At 44.9% G+C, this 17,680-nt stretch carries 15 protein-coding genes and 3 tRNA genes; 16 read left to right on the top strand and 2 right to left on the bottom strand.

What is annotated here, in order from left to right:
* Nucleotides 1-3 precede the first annotated feature (3 nt).
* The 11 genes from ftsH to RZ44_RS08710 all read left to right on the top strand — a co-directional run bounded on the left by ftsH (nucleotide 4) and on the right by RZ44_RS08710 (nucleotide 9,310).
* On the top strand, nucleotides 4-2,094 hold the full coding sequence (ftsH, locus tag RZ44_RS08660; protein WP_035810441.1) for an ATP-dependent zinc metalloprotease FtsH: 2,091 nt from the start codon (nucleotides 4-6) through the stop codon (nucleotides 2,092-2,094).
* A 144-nt stretch (nucleotides 2,095-2,238) separates the two neighbouring features.
* Nucleotides 2,239-3,111, top strand: coding sequence for an Hsp33 family molecular chaperone HslO (gene hslO, locus RZ44_RS08665; protein ID WP_035810443.1), 873 nt, complete (start codon nucleotides 2,239-2,241; stop codon nucleotides 3,109-3,111).
* A gap of 70 nt (nucleotides 3,112-3,181) precedes the next feature.
* Nucleotides 3,182-4,117, top strand: a complete 936-nt coding sequence (gene cysK, locus RZ44_RS08670) for a cysteine synthase A (protein WP_035810445.1) — start codon at nucleotides 3,182-3,184, stop codon at nucleotides 4,115-4,117.
* Nucleotides 4,118-4,264: 147 nt separating this feature from the next.
* Nucleotides 4,265-5,062 carry a dihydropteroate synthase gene (gene folP / locus RZ44_RS08675; RefSeq protein WP_035810448.1) on the top strand — a complete coding sequence of 266 codons (798 nt, stop codon included), beginning with the start codon at nucleotides 4,265-4,267 and terminating at the stop codon, nucleotides 5,060-5,062.
* Entirely contained in the window at nucleotides 5,055-5,429 is a 375-nt protein-coding gene (gene folB / locus RZ44_RS08680) for a dihydroneopterin aldolase (protein ID WP_035810450.1), read from the top strand. Before folP ends, folB begins: the two co-directional genes overlap by 8 nt.
* Nucleotides 5,420-5,896 carry a 2-amino-4-hydroxy-6-hydroxymethyldihydropteridine diphosphokinase gene (gene folK, locus RZ44_RS08685; protein ID WP_035810453.1) on the top strand — a complete coding sequence of 159 codons (477 nt, stop codon included), beginning with the start codon at nucleotides 5,420-5,422 and terminating at the stop codon, nucleotides 5,894-5,896. Before folB ends, folK begins: the two co-directional genes overlap by 10 nt.
* Nucleotides 5,897-5,942: 46 nt before the next feature.
* On the top strand, nucleotides 5,943-7,430 hold the full coding sequence (gene lysS, locus RZ44_RS08690) for a lysine--tRNA ligase (RefSeq protein ID WP_035810455.1): 1,488 nt from the start codon (nucleotides 5,943-5,945) through the stop codon (nucleotides 7,428-7,430).
* 174 nt (nucleotides 7,431-7,604) lie between these two features.
* Nucleotides 7,605-8,579 carry a nuclease-related domain-containing protein gene (locus RZ44_RS08695; RefSeq protein WP_035810457.1) on the top strand — a complete coding sequence of 325 codons (975 nt, stop codon included), beginning with the start codon at nucleotides 7,605-7,607 and terminating at the stop codon, nucleotides 8,577-8,579.
* A 462-nt stretch (nucleotides 8,580-9,041) separates the two neighbouring features.
* Nucleotides 9,042-9,117: transfer RNA gene (locus RZ44_RS08700), tRNA-Val, on the top strand.
* Between the two features lie 22 nt (nucleotides 9,118-9,139).
* Nucleotides 9,140-9,214, top strand: a tRNA-Gly gene (locus tag RZ44_RS08705).
* 22 nt (nucleotides 9,215-9,236) lie between these two features.
* Nucleotides 9,237-9,310: transfer RNA gene (locus RZ44_RS08710), tRNA-Ile, on the top strand.
* Between the two features lie 103 nt (nucleotides 9,311-9,413).
* Here RZ44_RS08710 and RZ44_RS08715 read toward each other — a convergent pair.
* On the bottom strand, nucleotides 9,414-10,739 hold the full coding sequence (locus RZ44_RS08715; RefSeq protein ID WP_035810459.1) for a MurT ligase domain-containing protein: 1,326 nt from the start codon (nucleotides 10,737-10,739) through the stop codon (nucleotides 9,414-9,416).
* Between the two features lie 121 nt (nucleotides 10,740-10,860).
* Here RZ44_RS08715 and RZ44_RS08720 point away from each other — a divergent pair, with 121 nt between their 5' ends.
* Nucleotides 10,861-11,670 (top strand): ZIP family metal transporter, encoded by an 810-nt coding sequence (locus tag RZ44_RS08720; RefSeq protein WP_035810461.1) that lies wholly within the window; start codon nucleotides 10,861-10,863, stop codon nucleotides 11,668-11,670.
* A 66-nt stretch (nucleotides 11,671-11,736) separates the two neighbouring features.
* Here the strand turns inward: RZ44_RS08720 and RZ44_RS08725 are convergent, their stop codons facing one another.
* Nucleotides 11,737-12,948, bottom strand: a complete 1,212-nt coding sequence (locus RZ44_RS08725; RefSeq protein WP_035810463.1) for a NupC/NupG family nucleoside CNT transporter — start codon at nucleotides 12,946-12,948, stop codon at nucleotides 11,737-11,739.
* Nucleotides 12,949-13,220: 272 nt separating this feature from the next.
* Between RZ44_RS08725 and RZ44_RS08730 the strand changes: the two genes are divergently transcribed.
* The 4 genes from RZ44_RS08730 to RZ44_RS08745 are packed head-to-tail and all read left to right on the top strand — an operon-like array spanning nucleotide 13,221 to nucleotide 17,658.
* The gene (locus RZ44_RS08730) at nucleotides 13,221-13,688 is read left to right on the top strand and encodes a CtsR family transcriptional regulator (RefSeq protein WP_035810465.1); all 468 of its coding nucleotides are present in this window, start codon (nucleotides 13,221-13,223) and stop codon (nucleotides 13,686-13,688) included.
* Between the two features lie 4 nt (nucleotides 13,689-13,692).
* Nucleotides 13,693-14,205, top strand: a complete 513-nt coding sequence (locus tag RZ44_RS08735) for a UvrB/UvrC motif-containing protein (RefSeq protein WP_035810467.1) — start codon at nucleotides 13,693-13,695, stop codon at nucleotides 14,203-14,205.
* Nucleotides 14,198-15,211 carry a protein arginine kinase gene (locus RZ44_RS08740; RefSeq protein WP_231856259.1) on the top strand — a complete coding sequence of 338 codons (1,014 nt, stop codon included), beginning with the start codon at nucleotides 14,198-14,200 and terminating at the stop codon, nucleotides 15,209-15,211. Before RZ44_RS08735 ends, RZ44_RS08740 begins: the two co-directional genes overlap by 8 nt.
* A gap of 2 nt (nucleotides 15,212-15,213) precedes the next feature.
* The gene (locus RZ44_RS08745; RefSeq protein WP_035810472.1) at nucleotides 15,214-17,658 is read left to right on the top strand and encodes an ATP-dependent Clp protease ATP-binding subunit; all 2,445 of its coding nucleotides are present in this window, start codon (nucleotides 15,214-15,216) and stop codon (nucleotides 17,656-17,658) included.
* The last annotated feature ends 22 nt before the right edge of the window (nucleotides 17,659-17,680 follow it).

Raw genomic sequence — 17,680 nt, forward strand, 5'->3', positions numbered from 1 at the left:
CGGATGCCGAAAAATACTGGCCGTAACATATTACTTATCGCCATTCTAACAGTTGTTATGTTTGGTATTTTCCAACGCTTTAACGGCGCCGGCGGAACGGAAAAAGAACTTCAGTACAATGAGTTCCTTACTGCGCTGGAAGCCGGGGAAGTAGCTGAATTAACAATTCAGCCGGAGAACAATGTTTACTTAATTACAGGTCGTCTTGCCGACCAGGATGAACAGGAGTCATTCACTTCTGTAGTTCCGTATAACAGTGCAAGTGATCTTGAACAGATTACAGATACAGCCCGCAGTCAGGAAGGACTGTCATTGACTGTGGCGCCTGAAGAAGAACCAAGTCCGTGGGCAAGCATGCTTGTTACATTTATTCCATTATTACTTATCTTCTTCCTATTTATCTTCCTCATGAGCCGTGCCCAGGGCGGCGGCGGAGGCGGCGGCAAAATGATGAACTTCGGCAAGAGTAAAGCGAAGCTTCATGAGAAAGACAAATCAGACGTTCGTTTTGATGATGTTGCCGGTGCCGATGAAGAAAAAGCAGAGCTTGTTGAAGTTGTAGACTTCTTAAAAGATCCGCGCAGATTTGACAAAATTGGTGCCCGCATTCCTAAAGGGGTACTTTTAGTCGGACCTCCGGGTACAGGTAAAACATTAATCGCACGTGCTGTTGCAGGTGAAGCGGGTGTACCGTTCTTCTCAATCAGCGGTTCGGACTTCGTCGAAATGTTCGTCGGGGTCGGGGCATCGCGTGTACGTGACCTGTTTGAAAATGCGAAGAAAAATGCACCGTGTATTATTTTTATCGATGAGATTGACGCTGTAGGGCGTCAGCGTGGTGCAGGTGTCGGCGGCGGTCACGATGAACGTGAGCAGACACTTAACCAGCTTCTCGTTGAAATGGACGGGTTTGCAGCGAACGAGGGCGTTATTATGATTGCAGCGACTAACCGTCCTGACATTCTCGACCCTGCACTTCTGCGACCGGGACGTTTCGACAGACAGATTCAGGTCGGCCGTCCGGATGTTAAAGGACGTGAAGCGGTACTTAAAGTACACGCACGCAATAAGCCGCTTGATGACACAGTCGATCTTGCAGCGATTGCACAGCGTACACCTGGATTCTCAGGAGCAGACCTTGAAAACCTGTTAAACGAAGCAGCGCTAGTAGCTGCCCGTGCAGGCAAGAAGAAAATTGATATGCGCGATGTCGATGAAGCATCGGACCGCGTTATCGCAGGACCGGCTAAGAAGAGCCGTGTCATGAGTAAGAAAGAACGTAACATCGTCGCGTATCACGAAGCCGGCCATACAATTATCGGAATGGTACTGGATGATGCGGAGACAGTTCATAAAGTTACAATCGTGCCGCGCGGACAGGCCGGCGGTTATGCTGTAATGCTTCCTAAGGAAGACCGTTACTTCATGACGAAGCCTGAACTCGAAGACAAGATTGTCGGTCTTCTCGGAGGGCGTGTTGCCGAGGAAATTACATTTGGTGAAGCTTCCACAGGTGCACATAACGACTTCCAGAGAACGACAGGCATCGCACGCAGCATGGTAACTGAATACGGTATGAGTGACAGACTTGGACCGATTCAGTTCGGTGAATCAAACGGTCAGGTATTCCTCGGCAAGGAAATGTCGAATGATGCAAATTATTCGGACAGCATTGCTTATGAAATTGACCAGGAAATGCAAAATATTGTGAAGACACAATACGAGCGCTGCCGTCAGATTCTGACAGATCACCAGGAACAGCTGAACCTGATTGCTGAAACACTTCTTGAAATCGAAACGCTCGACAGAGAACAGATTGAAGGATTGTTCCACGACGGTAAACTTCCGGAACGTAACTACGATAACGAACCGGCTGAAGAAGATACTGTCATCAGCGATTCATTGGACGAAGATAAAGCAGGTGCATCTTATGAAGAAGTTAAAGATAAGATGGACAGCGAAGATACTGATGGGGAAAACAGCCAGGAAGAGCATCCTGAAGAGCGTCCGGATATGGTGGAACCGCCAAAGCCGGAAGGCGAAACTGAAAAACCTTCAGTGGATGACAGCAACGACGAAAGACACAACAGATAAAACATTGGAGCTGCCGGCATGGCAGCTCTTTTTTATGGCACAGGCAACGAAATTGACTATCTTTGACGTTTGATTTATTATGCATCATAGCGAACATGGTTTATTATATAAAATGAAAAGAATTTCCAGTTGGAGGAATACACTATGAGTGATTATTTAATTAGAGGTCTCGGCCTTAATGATGAAGTAAGAATTTTTGCTGTCGATACGACAGAGACTATAAATGAAGCAGTACGCCGTCACGGTGCACTGCCGACAGCAGCAGCGGCACTTGGCCGTTCAATGAGTGCGGGTGTCATCATGGGCGCGATGCTTAAAGGAGATGACAAAGCGACGATTACTATCGAAGGCGGCGGGCCGATCGGCGCCATCGTCGTTGACAGCGACGCACACGGACATGTCAGAGGATATCTCGGCAACCCGGAAGTTCACTTTGACTTAAACGAACACGGCAAACTTGATGTACGCCGTGCAGTGGGCACTGAAGGATATCTCCGTGTCGCAAAAGATATCGGTCTGAAAGACAACTTCGTCGGTTCTGTTGAATTGATTTCAGGTGAACTTGGAGAAGACTTCTCCTATTACTTCTATGCGAGTGAGCAGGTGCCTTCAATCGTTGCACTTGGTGTGCTTGTGAACCCGGACAATACGATTCAGTCAGCGGGCGGATTTGTGATTCAGGTACTGCCGTCGGCAAGCGATGAAACAATCGAATGGCTGAACGGGCGTGCACAGACAATGACACCAGTCTCAAAACTGCTTGCGAAAGGCTTATCGCCTGAACAGGTTATCGACGATGCAATTGGCAAAGAGAACTGGCGTCAGCTCGACAGCATGCCTGTCAGCTTCGAGTGTAACTGTTCCAAAGAGCGATTCATTAATGCGATTAGCGCGCTGGATCCAAAAGACATTATGACGATGATTAAAGAAGATGAAGGAGCAGAAGCCGACTGTCACTTCTGCCGCAACAAACAGTGGATTTCAAAAGAAGAGTTACAGGAACTGATTACACACTAAATATTTGAAAAAACAGCATTTTAATGGTATATTATTCATAGTTATCAACTAGGAATAGGAGTGTTTAATTGTGAGCAACGTATTTAACAACATTTCAGAGGCAATCGGCAATACACCTTTGGTAAAACTAAACAAACTGTCTGAAGACAACAGCGCGGACGTTTATGTGAAAGTTGAATTTATGAACCCGGGCAGCTCGGTTAAAGACCGTATCGCATTAGCGATGATTGAAGCGGCGGAAGAGGCCGGAAAACTTAAAGAAGGTATGACAATTGTTGAACCGACAAGTGGTAACACAGGTATCGGTCTTGCAATGGTTGCAGCTTCAAAAGGTTATAAAGCAGTTTTAGTAATGCCTGATACGATGAGTAAGGAACGCCGTAACCTGTTGCGCGCATATGGTGCGGAACTTGTTCTGACTCCGGGTGCAGACGGTATGAAAGGTGCAATTAAAAAAGCATCTGAACTTGCTGAAAAAGAAAACTTCTTTATGCCTCAGCAGTTTGAGAACCCTGCCAACCCTGAAATTCACGCTAAAACAACTGGTAAAGAATTAGTTGAACAGGCGGCGGCGGCAGGTTTTGAAATCGACGCATTCATCTCAGGTATCGGTACAGGCGGAACAATCAGCGGTGCCGGAAAAGTGTTAAAAGAAAACTTTGATAATGTTAAAGTTGTTGCAGTTGAACCGACGGATTCAGCAATCTTAAGCGGGCAGGAACCAGGTCCGCATAAAATCCAGGGTATCGGCGCAGGATTTGTTCCTGACACATTAAATACAGACATTTATGATGAAATTGTTACGATTGAAAATGAAGAGGCAATGGACACTGCGAGAGAACTTGCAAAACAGGAAGGTATCCTCGGCGGTATTTCTTCAGGTGCTGCGGTTAAAGCGGGACTTAAAGTAGCAAAAGAACTCGGCAAAGGCAAAAATGTCATTGTCATACTCCCTTCAAACGGTGAGAGATATTTATCTACACCATTATTTAACTTTGAAGACTAATTAAATTACAGGAAACTCCGTCTGTTCATCAGACGGAGTTTCTTTTTGTTCTGATTATTTCAGTACGGAAATATTTGGGGGAGTAATCATCTTTAAACATGTTATAATATGACTATTCAATTTATGTAAAAGCAGAGGTAGATTTTAATGGGAAGACTGAAAGTCATGGGTATTTTAAACACCACGCCGGATTCGTTCAGCGACGGTGGCAAATACAACTCGGTCGAGGCCGCTGTACACCGTGCGCGGGAGATGGTTGAAGAAGGCGTGGATATTATCGATATCGGCGGTTATTCAACGCGTCCCGGCGGCTATACTGAGATTACAGCGGAGACGGAAATCGAACGCACAGTCCCTGTAGTTAAAGCAATCAGGGAAGCCGGCATCACTGTGGATATATCAGTCGATACATTCCGCAGTGAAGTGGCACGTGCCGTTCTGGAAGCGGGAGCGACGATGATTAACGATCAGTGGCGCGGTATTTACGATGAGAAAATACTCGATGTAGCCGCAGCATTTGATGCACCGATTTTCTTAATGCATAATAATAATCACAGCACATATAACAACGTGACTGAAGATATGATCAGAGAGCTGAAAGAGTCAGCTGACCTTGCATTAAAGCATGGTGTTAAAAAAGAAAATATCTGGCTGGATCCTGGCATCGGTTTCGTTAAATCGAGAGAAGAAGACTTCGAAGTGATGCGCAATCTTAAACAGCTGACAGCAGAAGGCTATCCGGTACTGCTTGCAACGAGCAGAAAACGCATGGTTAAAGAACTGATCGGCGGCGAAACTGACGCTGACGACCGTGACGCAGGCACACTTGCAACGACGATTATCGGTATTGAAGCGGGCGTTAAAGCAGTCAGAGTCCACAATGTTAAGATGAACCGTCAGGCAGCAGATGTCTATATGAAATTAAAAGGTGATTACAATGGATAAAATTCATATTAACGGAATAAAAACATATGCATACCACGGTGCGATTCAGGAAGAGCGTGTGCTCGGTCAGTATTTCATTACTGACCTGGTACTGCACGTTGATTTAACGGATGCATCACAGACGGATGACCTGACAGCAACTGTCCATTACGGCGAAGTTTATAACCTGGTGGAAGAGATTGTTAAAGGCGAACCGGTGAGTTTAATCGAGCGTCTGGCAGGTAAAATCAATGCGGCATTATTTGACCGGTATGATAAAATAGTAGAGATAGAAACTACTATTACGAAACCTAATCCACCAATAGATGGAAATTATGAAAGCGTGGCAATCACGCTGCACGGAAAGCGGGAATCATCATGGCAATAGCTTACCTCGGACTTGGAAGCAACATCGGTGACAGGGAAGAAAGCTTGAATAATGCAATCGCTGAATTATCCGAAGTGCCGGGTATTCAAGTAACGAAAATTTCATCGAGGTATGAAACAAAACCCTACGGCAATACAAATCAGCCGGACTTTATAAACATGGCAGTGGAAGTGGATACGAACTTAACGCCGCTGGATTTACTGGAGACAGTACTAGGTATCGAGCATGAGCTCGGGCGTGTCAGAACAGAAATATGGGGACCGCGCAGCATCGATATAGATGTTCTGCTGTACGAAGACCTTGAACTGAAACTGACGGATTTAAAAGTACCGCATCCGGAAATGCACCTGCGTTCATTCGTAATTGACCCGCTGTATGAAATTGCACCGAAAAGAGAACATCCGACATTGCATATGACGGTAGAAAAAATTAAAGAGCAGTTAGATAAAAGTCAGTCAGCAGAATGACTTAATTAAATAAAAATTATTAGAACATATATAGGAGTGGAGTATAGTGAGTGAAGAACTGAATGATCAATTAGCTGTCCGCCGCGAGAAAATGCAGCAATTAAGAAACCAGGGTATGGATCCGTTTGGTAAACGTTTCGACCGTCTGGCAAATACTGAAGAACTCAGCAATCAGTGGGATGAGTTTTCAAAAGAAGAACTTGAAGAAAAAGAGACTGAATCGGTTACTGCAATCGCAGGCCGTATTATGACGAAGCGCGGTAAAGGTAAAGCCGGCTTTGCGCACATCCAGGATATTTCGGGACAAATTCAGATCTACGTAAGAAAAGACCAGATTGGCGACGAGGCATTTGAAGTATGGAACCAGGCTGACCTTGGTGACTTTGTCGGCGTTAAAGGACCGATGTTCAAAACGAACACGGGAGAACTGTCAATTAAACCGACAGAATTCACGTTGCTGACGAAAGCGCTTCGTCCGCTGCCGGATAAATACCACGGCTTAAAAGACGTTGAAGAACGTTACCGTAAACGTTACCTTGATCTGATTACCAGTAAAGAATCAAGAGAGACGTTTATCAAACGCAGCAGAATTATTCAGGAAATGCGTAACTACCTGGACAGCATCGGTTTCCTGGAAGTGGAGACGCCGATGATGCATTCAATCGCGGGTGGTGCACAGGCACGTCCGTTCATTACTCACCATAACGCGCTGGACAGAGATCTGTTTATGCGTATCGCGCTTGAGCTGCACTTAAAACGCCTTGTTATCGGCGGGATTGAAAAAGTGTACGAAATCGGCCGCGTATTTAGAAACGAAGGCGTATCGACACGTCACAATCCTGAATTTACGATGATGGAACTGTACGAAGCATACGCTGACTACAAAGATATTATGAAACTTACAGAAGAAATGGTTGCCTACATCGCCGAGAAAGTAAACGGGACGATGAAAGTGACTTACGACGGTGAAGAAATTGACCTGACACCTGAATGGAGACGCGTTCACATGGTGGATATCGTCAACGAATTCACAGGCGTAAACTTCTATGACATTGAAACAGTGGAAGAAGCGAGAGCTTCAGCAAAAGAACATAATGTTGAAATCGATGACAACATGCTTTACGGTCACATCCTGAACGAATTTTTCGAGCAGAAAGTTGAAGAAGAACTGGTTCAGCCGACATTCGTTTACGGCCATCCGGTTGAAATTTCGCCGCTTGCGAAGAAAAACGATGAAGACCCTCGTTTTACGGACCGTTTCGAGCTGTTTATCGTGCGCCGCGAACACGCGAACGCATTTACAGAGCTTAACGACCCGATCGATCAGAGAGAACGTTTTGAGTCACAAGTTGCAGAACGCGACGCAGGAAACGACGAAGCACACGAGATGGACGAAGACTATCTTGAAGCAATGGAATACGGCCTGCCTCCGACAGGCGGACTTGGAATTGGTATCGACCGTCTGGTAATGCTCCTTACGGACTCGTCATCGATCAGAGACGTACTCTTATTCCCGTCAATGCGTGAAAGATAATATATTTGGATTTGACTTAACGCCGCTTTCCCCGTGAGGGGAGAGCGGTTTTTGTGTTATTGTGCGGAAATTTAACTGGTTTTACTATATTTGTATGACGTTTGAAATTTGGTGGAAATCATTTTATTTTCACCTATTATATAAGAGGTGAAAGCTAATTTTGGGAGGGATGAAATGTTTTTAAACCGGCGTCTGATGTCACCTGAATTGCTGTATTATAAAGCACTCGGTAAGAGAACGGAATTGAATTTTGAAGAGAAGCGGAATTTATACAATATTGAAAAAGGGTTTGAAGGGGAGTGTCTGTACGATCAGGTTTTTGATGAAACCGGCCATGACAGTGTTTATGTATTAAGGGACCTGTATTTAAAAACCGGAAAGTCTGTTACTCAGTTTGACAGTATTATTATTAGTGATGAACGTGTTGCGGTTAATGAAATTGAAAATTATTCCGGAGACTATCATTTTGAAAATAACAGCTGGTTCCGTAACGGCAGGCAGCTGAAAGACAATGCACATAACCAGCTGAGCCGTGCCAAAGGAAAGATTATTCAGCTGCGGGATGAATCGAAGATGAAATTTTATGTAGACGGTGCCGTAATTTTTATGGGAGATGACTTCAGATTAACAACTGAAAGTGAACATGTATGGAGTGAAACGGTGATGCGGAATCAGCTGCGAAATTACTTCAGGAAATTCAGGGACGAACGGCTTGGGGGAAGTGCAAAAGACATTGTGCATCTCGTGAAATCGGCCATTGCTGAAAATCCATATTTTGAAGAAGCGGCGGATCTTGGAAGAATAAAGCGCGGACTGTACTGCGGAGAATGCGAGAGTTTTGAATTAATCAAAAAAAGATTCCAATTTAAATGCTCAGCGTGCGGGACGGTAGAGAGTAATGAAACTCATCTCCTTCGCACGATGAGTGACCACAAGTACCTGTTTTATAAGCAGCCGATTACAAAACAATCGATTCTGCGTTTGATCGATAATCAAATTTCGGAAGACGGGGTTTATCGTTTTCTTAAGAAGCACTGTCATTCAGAAGGGAACGGCCGGAAAACAACATATACCTTTAAATATTATGATTGGCTGGAGACGATAGCAGAAATTCGCGAGAATCAGCGCTATAAAGATAAAATTCAGTAGAATTTTGTATGATACTCCGCAATGAGCGTGCGTCATTCCCGTATATTTACGTTTACTCCGCAATGAGCGTGCATCATTGCCGAGTATTTGCGTTTACTCCGCAATGAGCGTGCGTCATTGCCGTGTATTTGTATTTACTCCGCAATGAGCGTGCGTCATTGCCGAGTATTTGCGTTTACTCCGCAATGAGCGTGCGTCATTGCCGTGTATTTGTGTTTACTCCGCAATGAGCGCGTGTCATTGCCGTGTATTTGTGTTTACTCCGCAATGAGCGTGCGTCATTGCCGAGTATTTGCGTGTACTCCGCAATGAGCGTGTGTCATTGCCGAGTATTTGCATTTACTCCGCAATGAGTCACGTCGCATCCGCCCACACCCTATATTTTATTAATATTATGTAAAAATCTATTGACAAATTTACAGTGAATCTATATTATATATATTAGTTTGATTTTGCTTTCCAGGAGAATTAGCTCAGCTGGGAGAGCATCTGCCTTACAAGCAGAGGGTCGGCGGTTCGAGCCCGTCATTCTCCACCATTTAATTACATATTTTTAAAATGCGGAAGTAGTTCAGTGATAGAATACCACCTTGCCAAGGTGGGGGTCGCGGGTTTGAATCCCGTCTTCCGCTCCATTTTTTTTTTGTAAATTAACAGGGGCCTATAGCTCAGCTGGTTAGAGCGCACGCCTGATAAGCGTGAGGTCGGTGGTTCGAGTCCACTTAGGCCCACTCACAATAGATATCACTTTCGACTTTTAAGTCGGGAGTGATTTTTTGTTTTACACATAAAAAAATGTACAGGATTAACATCCTGTACAGTAGAAAATAAATATTATTTTAAATGACCTTTGTCGATTAGTGCTTTACGGATTTCAAGCATTGCTGTGTACGTTGCAAGCATATGAATCTGCGTTGTCGGTGCATGTTCTATCGCTTCGATGACGCTTGAAAGGTCACCGGCAGCATCGATATTATCTCTGTCGAAGCCTGCTGTTACCAGACGGTCGGTCATCGTATCGACGGCGATACCGCCTGTGATGATTTTCTCGATATTAAGGTCTGTCAGTGACTCGAAGTGTGTATCGTCCAGCCACTTCAGATCAACGCCGTCTGCCGGACGGTTATTGAGCAATGCAACGAGTGTGAACGGCTCTTTTTCAAGTTTAACCAGGTTCAGTACCTGGTCCAGTCCGACCGGGTTTTTCACGACGTTCAGGATGATTTTTTTATCGTATGCGATAATGACTTCCTGACGGCCGAAAACGCGTTCGTTTTCATTAAATGCTTCCTTAATGTCCGCTGTCGGGACATCGAAGTACTTACCGACGCTGTATGCTGCAAGTGCATTATAGATGTTATATATACCTGCGTTGTGAAGTGTGAACGGATCGTTATCCAGTTTAAACGTTGAGTGTGTCACGTCGAGTTCCTGCACACCGGTCACTTTGTAATCGAGTTCCGGTCGTTTGAATCCGCATGACGGACAATGATAATCGCCGAGGTTGGCGTATGTGAAATGATTGTATTCCAAAGTGTGGCGGCATTCAGGACAGTGTGCATCCTCTTTTGTCCGGTCGCTTGATTCAATATCTGTATCGAAACCGAAAAACTTCTGTTCGTTGTTCAGCGTGTGCGAATTGAACAGGGGCAGATCGCCGTTTGCTATGATGGCTGCATCGGGCACTTCGCGCGCTGCATCAAGCAGCAGTTCATAGATTTTATCAGTTGTACCGTAACGATCGAGTTGATCACTGAAGATGTTAGTATGTACAAAAAGTCTCGGCTGCAGCTCTGAAACGACATTTTTTAATGAACCTTCGTCGACTTCGAGAATGGCAATCGCGTCTTTTGTCGTACGGGGTGCATTCAGAAATGCGCCGACGATGCCCTGTTTCATATTGGAACCTGTACGGTTGGTAATGATATTCTTGTATTTTCTGGACAGAACATTTGTCGTCAGAGTCGTTGTCAAAGTTTTACCGTTAGTTCCTGTAATTACGATAACATCGTAATTTTTCGCGAGATTGCGAAGCAGGTTTTTATCGATTGAAAGAGCGATTTTACCGGGCAGGCTGCTGCCTCCGCCTTTAGTAAATGTCGTCAGTAAATAATGCGTTAACTTCCCTGCGCTTTTGGCTATAGTGGATAAGACTGTCATTAGTGTACGCTCCTTTAACTTAAGACTGTTGGGTATCAATTATAACATCAAGGTATATTCGGTACTATAATTTTTTGAAAAGCGTTATAATAAACAATATTAATCACTGAGGAGAGTAAACATGTTGGATTTCTTTATGAGTTTGGAAGCATGGCAGCAGGCCTTACTCGCCACGTTGTTCACGTGGAGCATGACGGGTCTCGGCGCAGCAATTGTATTCCTCACAAAAGGTGTAAGCGAAAACTTCTTAAATATAACGCTCGGCTTTGCCGGCGGCATCATGATAGCAGCAAGTTTCTGGTCGCTTCTCGCGCCGGCAATCGAAGCGAGCGCCGATAATCCGGTAGGAGAGTGGTTCCCTGCATTAGTAGGCGTGCTCGGCGGTGCATTATTTATTTACGTCTTCGATAAACTGATTCCGCACCGCCACCGGGGCGAAGATGCCCCGGAAGGTCTGGCGTATAATACTTCAAGACGCAGTACTCTGCTCATTACGTCGCTGACACTTCACAACATCCCTGAGGGACTGTCAATCGGTATTCTTTTTGGTGCAGCCGGCTTAAGCGGTGACCCGGTAATGGCGATGAGTGCGCTGACGCTCGCAATCGGTATCGGTCTGCAGAATATCCCGGAAGGAACGGCTGTAGCGATGCCGCTCCGCGGTGACGGGGCATCCAGAAGACGTGCGTTCTTCTGGGGATGGATGTCGGCAATAGTAGAGCCGATGGCGGCCCTTGTGGGTGTATTATTAATCGGATTAATGGAACCGGTATTGCCGTTTGCACTGGCAGCGGGGGCAGGGGCGATGATATTCGTCGTTGTGGAAGAAGTTATTCCCGGCACGCAGAAAAACGGACATTCCGATGTGGCGGTGTTCGCATTTATGATCGGCTTTTCGATTATGATGGTGCTGGACGTTGCGCTTGGCTAGGATAATATAAACAGAAAAAACTCCGGATGACAATTGTCATCCGGAGTTTTTGTATAATTTTTAATCTTAGTAGAAGAATCCGATGATTGTAGCACTCAGTAATGAAACGAGTGTAGCACCGTATACTAATTTAAGACCGAATTTAGCAACTTTATCTCCGCTTTCGCCGTGAAGACCTTTAACAGAACCGGCGATAATACCGATACTTGCGAAGTTAGCGAATGAAATAAGGAATACTGAAAGCATTGCCTGTGTTTTCTGAGACAGAGTTTCTGCTAACGGCATGAATTCTAAGATTGCTACGAATTCGTTAGTGATAAGTTTTGTTGCCATTAATGAACCGGCAGTCTGTGCTTCATCCCATGGAATACCAATCAGGAATGCAATCGGCATGAAGATATAGCCAAGAATGTCCTGGAATGATAAGTTTGATCCCGGAATTAACAGGAATAAGTTATTTAACAGACCGATTAAAGCGATAAACCCGATAAGCATTGCACCTACGATAAGAACGATTCTACCACCGTCGATGATGTAGTCGCCAAGCACCTGGAAGAAAGATTTACCTTGCTCAGGGTTAGTTGAAATTTCAACGTCACCGTCGTTAATTTCTTCCGCGTACGGGTTGATGATGTGAACAATTACGTAAACACCGAACAGGTTAAGAATGATTGCGATAATTACATACTGCGGGTCGAGCATTGTGAAGAATGCACCGACGATTGACAGTGAGATTGAACTCATTGCCTGAGCAGATAAAGTGTAAAGACGCGCTGTTGTCATTTTCGGAAGGTGGTTTTTCAGTGAAACAAAAACTTCCGACTGTCCAAGCATCATTGATGCCGCACCGTTGTATGACTCTATGTAAGGCATACCAGTGATCTTCGTAAGCAGGAATCCGATACCTTTAATGACGAACGGCAGGACTCTCGTGAATGATAAAATACCGATAATTGCAGAGATGAAGATAATCGGAAGCAATACGTTGAATAAGAACACGTTTGCAGGTTCTCCTTCAGCAGTATTCATCAGATCTCCAAAGACGAACAATCCGCCTTCTCTCGCGAAACCAAGTAATTCATCGAACGCATTTGCAAGCCACAGGATGAATGTCTGTCCACCTGTAGTACTCAGGAATAAGAAAGCGGCAAGCACCTGAAGTGCAAGCAGTAAAAGGATGTTTTTCCAGTGCCTGAATGCAAGTTTCTTGTTAGTACTTGCGACCCATGCAAGGAAGATAACGAATAGTATACCTACTATTCCCATTACAATACTCATAATAAGCCTCCAAAATTTAATTTATGAAATTGTTCTCTATGTATATGTTTCATTTAATTATAAAGTAAATGTTACATAAACGCGATACTGAATCATTATAATGCAAACGGTTACAGAAATAAAGGGGAATTTGATAAAAATGAACAAAAAAATCAGGACAGCTGAGAAATCCGAACATTAAATATTTTCCGGGAAATGCAGGACAATTGATTTGCCAAAAAAACGCACAGAATGTATACTTTAGTCAAAGTTGGTCAAGGAGGAGTGATGATATGCGTAATATGTCGGATATCATTGAGCAGTATTTGAAAGATATGATTGAGCAATCTGGCAATGAAGTCGTTGAGATTAAACGTGCGCACATCGCTGAAAAATTTGATTGTGTACCATCTCAATTAAACTACGTTATAAAAACCCGTTTCACAAATGAACATGGATATGTTGTGGAAAGTAAGCGCGGCGGGGGCGGCTACATAAGAATTACAAAAGTCGAAACTCATTCCGAGACTGAGTATCTGGCACACCTGCAGAATTTAATCGGGGAGAATATTTCCCAGTTAAATGCAGAACACCTGGTGCAGTCGATGTATGAGAATGAAGTCATTACCTACCGCGAAGCACAGATTATAGATGCAGTAATGAAGCGTGAAATTTTATCGCTTGAACTGCCCTACAGAGATATTTTAAGAGCGAAAATTTTACGACGTATAATTACAGCCATACTCTACGCGAAGGAGTGATGATATGAAATGTGAAATATGCAATGAACGCGAAGCGGTAATTCATATTTCCAAAGGTTCGGGGCTCACTCACAAAGAACAGTATTTATGTGAACAATGCGCCAATCAATCGATGGATATAAATTATAATCAGACAGATAATCCGTTTGATATTCAGACGCTGTTAAAAATGCTTGCGGGCAATTCACAGCGCGGACAGGCGGAAACAGAAAAGTACGTCTGCCCGACGTGCGATTCAACACTGCAGAGCATCGTGAAAAACGGTCTGTTCGGCTGCAGCCACTGCTATGAATATTTTGAACGGTACGTTCCTGAAATCGTTACGAGAGTGCAGCTGAATCAGCAGCGTCATGTCGGTAAAATACCGACTCAGGCGCACGATACACTGAAATTGAAACGAGACATTGAAACACTTGAGCGTACACTGCAGGAAAAAGTGAAAGCGCAGGCTTTTGAGGAAGCAGCGGTCATCCGCGATCAGATTCAGGTGCTGAAGGACGGTGGGACAAGTGAATAGACAGACGAGTTCGTGGATTAAAAATGCAGTAAACACAGAAATAGAAATGTCCTCCCGGATCCGTCTTGCACGGAATATTAAAGGTGTGCCGTTTACACATATGCTCGAGGATGATGAAGATCTTGAGGCACTGTCCGGGCTCGTTTCCAAAGTGCTTCCGGATTACGGTTTCACTCCGATGAAAGAGCTGTCGGTTCAAGACAGGGCAATACTTGTTGAAAAGCATTTAATCAGTCCGAATTTTGCGAGACACGGCACACGTGTTTTCATCAATAATGATGAAGATGCTTCCGTCATGCTCGGCGAAGAAGATCATCTTCGTATTCAGGCGCTCGGGGTGAATATTCCGCTCGAGACGCTTTATGAGAAAGCGAACCGGATAGATGATACATTGGAAGCACGGATAGAATATGCTTTTGATGAACAATACGGTTATTTAACGGCGTGTCCGACGAACATCGGTACAGGTATGCGGGCATCGGTGATGCTTCACCTGCCGGCGCTGACAGCGACGAACAAAATTCAAAGATTCCATAACAACCTCACACGTTTCGGTTTTACGCTGCGTGGTATATACGGGGAAGGCTCTGAGCCGCTGGGCTCGGTTTATCAGCTGTCAAATCAGGTGACGCTCGGATTTGAAGAAACGGTCATTATTAACAATTTAAATGAACTGAAAAATCGTTTAATAGAAGAAGAGCGCATGGCAAGAGAGAAATTAAAGACAATAGATACGCTCGATGCAGTCAGCCGTTCACTCGGTATTCTCGGGCATGCCTATAAATTATCTTTAAAGGAAGCTTCAATGCATTTAAGCAATGTGAAGCTCGGAATTGATTTATCCTATATAGAAGTTGAAGGTTTTAACTTTCAGGAATGGTTCCAGCTGATTCAGCCGGCATTCGTGAAAGACCGGTTAAATACAGAAACAGAATACGATTCACACGGCACTGCAGCGGAAAGTGCGCGGGCAGCCATAATGCGTGAATTATTAGGAGGGGAATAAGTATGTTGTTTGGTAAATTAACAGAGCGTGCCCAGAAAGTGCTGGCATACGCACAGGAAGAAGCAATCACACTAAAAAACTCTAATATCGGTACGGAACATCTGCTGCTCGGCCTCGTTAAAGAACAGGAAGGTATCGCAGCTAAAGTTCTTGCATCATTTAATATTGATGAAAAGCGTGTTAATGAAGAAGTGCATAACTTAATTAATACAGGTTCGGAAAAAGCATCATCGATTCACTACACACCCCGTGCCAAAAAAGTCATCGAACTGTCGATGGATGAGGCGCGCAAGCTTCACCACAATTTCGTCGGAACAGAGCACCTGCTGCTCGGTTTAATCCGTGAAAGTGAAGGCGTGGCAGCGCGTGTTCTTGCCAACCTTGATCTGAACATTACAAAAGCGCGTGCAGCTGTGATTAAAATGCTCGGCAATCCTGAGTCGTTCCAGTCACACAGCAGTGTCGAAAGAGAGACGAACACACCGACGCTTGATTCACTTGCACGTGATTTAACACAGATCGCAAGAGAAGAGCGTCTGGACCCGGTAATCGGCCGTTCAGGAGAAATTACACGTGTTGTTGAGATACTGAGCCGCAGAACGAAAAACAACCCGGTGCTGATTGGTGAACCGGGTGTAGGTAAAACGGCCATTGCAGAAGGCCTTGCACAGGCAATTATTCACAATGAAGTGCCTGAAAATCTTAAAAACAAACGTGTCATGTCACTCGACATGGGAACGGTTGTTGCAGGTACGAAATACCGCGGTGAGTTTGAAGAACGCATGAAAAAAGTCATGGATGAAATTCATAAAGCCGGCAACGTTGTACTGTTTATCGATGAGCTGCACACGCTGATCGGTGCCGGAGGTGCAGAAGGTGCAATCGATGCCTCGAACATTTTAAAACCTGCACTTGCCCGCGGTGAACTGCAGTGCATCGGTGCGACGACGCTCGATGAATACAGAAAACACATTGAAAAAGATGCGGCGCTGGAACGCCGTTTCCAGCCGGTAATGGTCGATGAGCCGAGTGCAGAAGATGCACTGCTGATCTTAAAAGGGCTCCGAGACCGTTACGAAGCGCATCACCGTCTGACGATTACAGACGAGGCGCTTGAAGCGGCGGTACGTATGAGTGACCGGTATATTCAGGATCGTTTCCTGCCGGATAAAGCAATCGACTTAATCGATGAAGCGTCATCGAAAGTAAGACTGAGAAGTTATGCTGCACCGCCTGACTTAAAAGATCTTGAAACGCAGCTCGAAACTGTGAAAAAAGAAAAAGACGCGGCAGTGCAGAGCCAGGAATTTGAAGCGGCTGCAAACTACCGCGATCAGCAGACAAAAATTGAACGCCAGGTGAAAGAGTGCGAAGAGAACTGGAAAAAAGAACAGGGCGACTCATCCCAGTCGGTAATGCCTTCTGACATCGAGCTGGTCGTTGCGGGGATTACCGGCATTCCGCTTGCTAAAATCGCAGAAGATGAATCGGACAGACTGTTAAATCTCGAGTCGATCTTACACGAGCGTGTTATCGGCCAGTCGGATGCAGTCACGTCGATTTCAAAAGCTGTCCGACGTGCGCGTGCAGGACTTAAGAATCCGAAACGTCCAATCGGAAGCTTTATCTTCCTCGGGCCGACAGGTGTCGGTAAAACCGAGCTTGCAAAAGCACTCAGCGAAACGATGTTCGGTGAAGAAGATGCGATGATCCGAGTCGATATGAGTGAGTATATGGAGAAACATTCGGTGTCCCGTCTGGTCGGTTCGCCTCCGGGGTATGTCGGCTATGATGACGGCGGACAGCTGACTGAAAAAGTCAGAAGAAAGCCATATTCATTGGTACTGTTTGATGAAATTGAAAAAGCACACCCTGACGTGTTTAACATGCTCCTGCAGGTGCTGGATGACGGACGTTTAACAGATTCAAACGGCCGTACAGTCGATTTCCGCAACACGATTATCGTGATGACTTCGAACGTCGGTGCACGTGAACTGCAGGACCAGAGATTCGTCGGATTCGGCGGACCTGCTGCAGACAGCTATGAAAATGTCCGCAGTACGATGATGAAAGAACTTAAAAACACTTTCAGACCTGAATTTATTAACCGTGTGGACGACATAATCGTGTTCCACAAACTTGAAAAAGAACATCTTAAAGAAATTGTCAGCCTGATGATTGAACAGCTTCGAGAACGTCTGTCGGATCAGAACATTCACATTGAAGTGACAGACAAAGCAACTGAACGCATCGCAGAAGAAGGCTATGATCCGGAATATGGTGCACGTCCGCTTGCGAGAAGCATTCAAAAAAATATTGAGGACACACTCAGTGAGTCACTGCTGTCAGGTGAAGTCTTTGAAAATAAACTCGTTACAGTCGATTACAAAGATGATGAATTTAAAGTCACAACGAAAGAAAAAGAAGCAGACGCTGTCGAGCAGTAATATAAAAACCCCAATCACTCAA

The sequence above is a fragment of the Jeotgalicoccus saudimassiliensis genome, assembly GCF_000756715.1.
In the GTDB taxonomy this organism is placed as follows: domain Bacteria; phylum Bacillota; class Bacilli; order Staphylococcales; family Salinicoccaceae; genus Jeotgalicoccus; species Jeotgalicoccus saudimassiliensis.